This window comes from Chitinophaga sp. (genome assembly GCF_035564935.1).
Lineage (GTDB): Bacteria > Bacteroidota > Bacteroidia > Chitinophagales > Chitinophagaceae > Chitinophaga.
Genome location: NZ_DATMTE010000730.1, coordinates 1 through 3,392, shown reverse-complemented (window position 1 = coordinate 3,392; position 3,392 = coordinate 1). Strand labels below are relative to the sequence as shown.

The following is a 3,392-nucleotide window of genomic DNA, read 5'->3' as shown; positions in this document are numbered from 1 at the left end:
CCGGTACCGCTTTATTTATGTTTGCGTTAATTATTTATTAACGTAGTCTTTCAGCTTTACATTGAACAGCAGTACGGAGTTGGCAGGAATTTTAGAAGAAGCGCCTGGTCCGTAAGCATAGATAGAAGGCAGGATCAGGTTAATTTCGCCACCCTTGCGGATTTTAGGAATACCGATGGTCCATCCGGTGATCACTTTATCGAGGTCAAACCTGGCGCTGTCGCTGCTGTCAAAAACCGTTTTATCCAGCAGCTGGCCTTTGTAGGATACCCATACATTAGCGGCAGCATTAACAGAATCGCCTGTTCCTTTGGTAACGATCTGGTAAAAAATACCGCGGGGATCATGTTGTACATTGGTAATATTATTGGCAGCAATATATGCTACAATCTTTGCGGAATCAGCATCATACTGTGCGATGGCGTCATAGGCAGGTGCATCATCTTTCTTCGAGCAGGCAGCAAGCACTAACAGGAATAATCCCCCCAACAGGAAAATTTTCTTCATACAATTACGGTTTCAGTTTATGATAATTAAAAGGTGATAATACAAATGGCATAAGATAATGCATCTACCGGATACTTACCAGTTCCAGGTCAGAAATGAGGATGGCATTAGGGGGAATAATACCGGGAACACCTACGGAACCGTAGGCCAGGTTTGAAGGGATATATAACCTGATCTTTCCGCCCTGTGATATTTTCTGCAGTCCTATCTGCCAGCCCAGGATATGATTTTTCATCATTCTTTGATCGAAATCGGTATCTCCTAAGGAGACGCCTACCACTTCGCCTGTAATTAAATAATTGGTATATATAACGGAGGGAATGGAGGTTGCTTTTACGAAATGGGTGCTGTCGCCCGGCTTCAGCACAATATAATAAAGCCCGGAAACGTCCCTGGTGGCTGTTTGGTTGTGATCCAGCAAATATCGCTGAATGGCATTTTCAGCTACAACGTCCGCCTGCAGCACTTCATCCGAGCTGTTTTTTGAGCAGGCTCCTAATAAAAAGAGCAGGCTTACGCAAATTATTCTTACAACTGTATTCATCCGCTTCTGTTTACTATCTCGTTATTAAACGGAGATCTGGTGATAAAGTTACAACGGAAAGGTGATCTGCATAAAAAAACTCCTGCGAACCGGGTCCGCAGGAGTTTTTATGTTTTTACCAGTTGCTATTAGTAGTCCATGCCCATACCGTGGCCACCACCGCCCATAGCAGGTGCAGCAGCTTTAGGTTCTGGTTTGTCTGCGATTACACATTCGGTAGTCAGCAGCATAGAAGCGATAGACGCAGCATTTTCCAGTGCAATACGGGTAACTTTAGTTGGATCGATAACACCGGCAGCCAGTAAGTTTTCATAAACTTCTGTACGTGCGTTGAAACCGTAATCAGCTTTACCTTCTTTCACTTTCTGTACTACGATAGAACCTTCGATACCTGCGTTGGCAGTGATCTGACGTAATGGTTCTTCGATAGCGCGTTTAACGATGGAGATACCGGTCTGTTCGTCGTTGTTATCACCTTTCAGTGTGCCCAGAGCTTCGATAGCGCGGATGTAAGCCACACCGCCACCAGGTACGATGCCTTCTTCAACGGCAGCGCGGGTAGCATGTAAAGCATCATCTACACGGTCTTTCTTTTCTTTCATTTCTACCTCAGTAGCGGCGCCAACGTACAGTACAGCCACACCACCGCTTAATTTAGCGAGGCGTTCCTGTAATTTTTCGCGGTCGTAATCAGAAGTAGTTACTTCGATCTGCGCTTTGATCTGTCCGATGCGGGACTGGATAGCGTCTTTTTCACCTTTACCACCTACGATGGTAGAGTTGTCTTTATCGATAGTGATGGATTCTGCTTTACCGAGGTAAGTCAGGTCGGCATTTTCCAGTTTGTAGCCTTGTTCTTCGCTGATAACGATACCACCGGTGAGGGTAGCGATGTCCTGCAGCATATCCTTTCTTCTGTCGCCGAAGCCAGGAGCTTTTACAGCGGCCACTTTCAGGGTACCACGCAGTTTGTTTACCACCAGGGTAGCCAGTGCTTCACCTTCCAGATCTTCGGAGATGATTACCAGCGGAGCGCCCTGCTGGGCTACTTTTTCCAGGATGTGCAGGATATCCTTCATCGTGCTGATCTTTTTATCGTAGATCAGGATATAAGGATTAGAAAGTTCAGCCTGCATTTTTTCGCTGTTGGTAATGAAGTAAGGAGACAGGTAACCACGGTCGAACTGCATACCTTCCACTACTTCTACAGTAGTATCGGTACCTTTTGCTTCTTCAACGGTGATAACACCATCTTTGGTGACTCTCTGCATTGCTTCCGCAATCAGTTTGCCGATTTCAGCGTCGTTGTTGGCGGAAATAGAAGCCACCTGTTCGATCTTCTGGGTATCGTTACCTACTTTTTCAGACTGTTTCTTCAGGTTTTCAACAACTGCTTTTACCGCTTTGTCGATACCGCGTTTCAGGTCCATCGGGTTTGCACCGGCAGCTACGTTTTTCAAGCCGTCGCCGATGATCGCCTGTGCCAGAACGGTAGCAGTGGTAGTACCATCACCTGCCAGGTCAGCAGTTTTGGAAGCTACTTCTTTTACCATCTGTGCGCCCATATTTTCAATAGCGTCTTCGAGTTCAATTTCTTTTGCAACGGTAACACCATCTTTAGTTACGCCCGGAGCGCCGAATTTTTTCTCGATCACTACGTTACGGCCTTTAGGGCCCAGGGTTACTTTAACGGCATCAGCCAGGGTATCAACGCCTTTCTTCATTTTGTTGCGGGCGTCTATATTAAAGAAGATTTGTTTTGCCATAATACTTTAAGATTTTTCTTTTAGGAATTAATTCATATCGCGGACAGCGCTTAAACGATTGCCAGGATATCAGATTCACGCATGATTAAGTAATCTTCGCCTTCGATAGGGAGTTCCTGACCAGAGTATTTACCATAGAGTACGGTATCACCCACCTTCACAGTGATCGGTTCATCTTTTTTACCGGGTCCGGCAGCCACCACGGTGCCTCTCACAGGTTTTTCTTTTGCAGTATCGGGGATGATGATACCGCCAGCTGTTTTCTCTTCTGCTGCTGCAGGTTTCACGATTACCCTGTCAGCTAAAGGTTTAATACTTAATTGTTTAGCCATAGTAGTTTTTATTTAAAAAAGATGTTTGTGAATTTTGTTCCTTCCCGTCCACGAGAATTATGCCAATGGCCTTTTCGGGTCAAATTTACAGGTCACGAAGGTATCGACTTGCTTTCACACTGACAAATCATGACAAGCCACCCGAAAAAATGACAGGATGCGGGTTTTGTCTGACTCAGGATTAGACTGATTACCCTGATTACCCTGATTACCCTGCTTTGATTACTTTGGATTTAAAATGAT

General features: G+C 45.3%; 4 protein-coding genes. All 4 read right to left on the bottom strand.

Annotation, left to right across the window (positions count from 1 at the left end):
* Window positions 1-30: 30 nt before the first annotated feature.
* The gene (locus VN105_RS18900; RefSeq protein WP_325643087.1) at window positions 31-507 is read right to left on the bottom strand and encodes an FKBP-type peptidyl-prolyl cis-trans isomerase; all 477 of its coding nucleotides are present in this window, start codon (window positions 505-507) and stop codon (window positions 31-33) included.
* A 64-nt stretch (window positions 508-571) separates the two neighbouring features.
* Window positions 572-1,051, bottom strand: a complete 480-nt coding sequence (locus VN105_RS18895; protein WP_325643086.1) for an FKBP-type peptidyl-prolyl cis-trans isomerase — start codon at window positions 1,049-1,051, stop codon at window positions 572-574.
* A gap of 128 nt (window positions 1,052-1,179) precedes the next feature.
* Window positions 1,180-2,817 (bottom strand): chaperonin GroEL, encoded by a 1,638-nt coding sequence (groL, locus tag VN105_RS18890; protein WP_325643085.1) that lies wholly within the window; start codon window positions 2,815-2,817, stop codon window positions 1,180-1,182.
* 50 nt (window positions 2,818-2,867) lie between these two features.
* Window positions 2,868-3,149, bottom strand: coding sequence for a co-chaperone GroES (locus VN105_RS18885; protein ID WP_079473337.1), 282 nt, complete (start codon window positions 3,147-3,149; stop codon window positions 2,868-2,870).
* Window positions 3,150-3,392 lie beyond the last annotated feature (243 nt).

Bases quoted from the DNA above. Each gene is read 5' to 3' on its own strand.
- VN105_RS18895 (WP_325643086.1), bottom strand. From the start codon at position 1,051: ATGAATACAGTTGTAAGAATAATTTGCGTAAGCCTGCTCTTTTTATTA.
- VN105_RS18885 (WP_079473337.1), bottom strand. From the start codon at position 3,149: ATGGCTAAACAATTAAGTATTAAACCTTTAGCTGACAGGGTAATCGTG.
- groL (WP_325643085.1), bottom strand. From the start codon at position 2,817: ATGGCAAAACAAATCTTCTTTAATATAGACGCCCGCAACAAAATGAAG.
- VN105_RS18900 (WP_325643087.1), bottom strand. From the start codon at position 507: ATGAAGAAAATTTTCCTGTTGGGGGGATTATTCCTGTTAGTGCTTGCT.